The sequence below is a fragment of the Streptomyces sp. NPDC048415 genome (assembly GCF_040651675.1).
Classification (GTDB): domain Bacteria; phylum Actinomycetota; class Actinomycetes; order Streptomycetales; family Streptomycetaceae; genus Streptomyces.
Window position 1 is genome coordinate 1 of sequence record NZ_JBEZKJ010000234.1, and the last position, 1,013, is coordinate 1,013.

The 1,013-nt window shown below is 70.2% G+C and carries 1 protein-coding gene; it reads left to right on the top strand.

Annotated features, from left to right (window positions below):
- The first annotated feature begins 66 nt into the window (after window positions 1-66).
- A protein-coding gene (locus tag AB0D27_RS45540) for an IS5 family transposase (protein WP_362521564.1) occupies window positions 67-1,013 on the top strand; the annotation gives its coding sequence in 2 pieces (ribosomal slippage) (window positions 67-450 and window positions 453-1,013; 945 coding nt in all).

The following is a 1,013-nucleotide window of genomic DNA, read 5'->3' on the forward strand; positions in this document are numbered from 1 at the left end:
TAGGCCATTTCTGATGGCTCTTGGTGGGCTGGGTGGATCTCGTGGTTTGCCGGGCAGGACGCCCGTATGGTGCGGCGACACGAGCTCACGGACGCGCAGTGGCAGAGGATCGAGCCTCTCCTGCCCGGTAACGGCAGACCGGGCGGGCAGTGGGCGGATCACCGCAAGGTGATCAACGGGGTCTTGTTCAGGGCCCGGACCGGCGTGCCCTGGCCAGATCTGCCCGAGCGGTACGGTCCTTGGCAGACCGTCTACGAGCGGCATCGCCGCTGGTCGGCCGACGGCACCTGGAAAGCCGTCCTGGAGGGGCTGCAGATCGAGGCGGATGCCGGTGACCCGGACGGGGCGCTTGCCAGCCGGCTGGCCCGGCAGCAGGAGTGGGCCGTGAACATCGACTCGACCTCCTGCCGGGCGCATCAGCATGCGGCGGGGGCGCCGCGTCGGCCTCCGGCCGACTACCCGCAAAAGGGGGCGGGGCGCGTGAGGATGCCGATGGGCGCGAGGCGTTGGGGCGCTCGCGGGGCGGGCTGACCAGCAAAGTACATCTGCTCTCCGACGACCGGGCCCGCCCACTGCACTGGCTGACCTCGCCCGGTCAGCGAGGCGACAGCCCGATGTTCGCCCCGGTGCTGAACGGCTTACGCATCCGGCGCCGCGGCACGGGCCGCCCGCGCAGCCGACCGGACCGGGTGCGCGGCGACAAGGCGTACTCAAGCCGCGACAACCGCGCCTACCTGCGACGGCGCGGCATCAAGGCCACCATCGCGCAGCCCGATGACCAGCGGGCCCACCGCAAGCACCGCGGACGCTCCGGCGGCCGGCCTCCGGCCTTCGACAAGGCTCAGTACCGTCAACGCAACGCGGTCGAACGGTGCGTGAACAAGTGGAAGCAGTTCCGCGCGGTGGCCACCCGGTATGACAAACGCGACTACATCTTCAACGGCACCCTGGCCGTCACGGCGATCGTCATCTGGCTCCGCGACACCGTCCAAGAGCCATCAGAAACGGCCTAG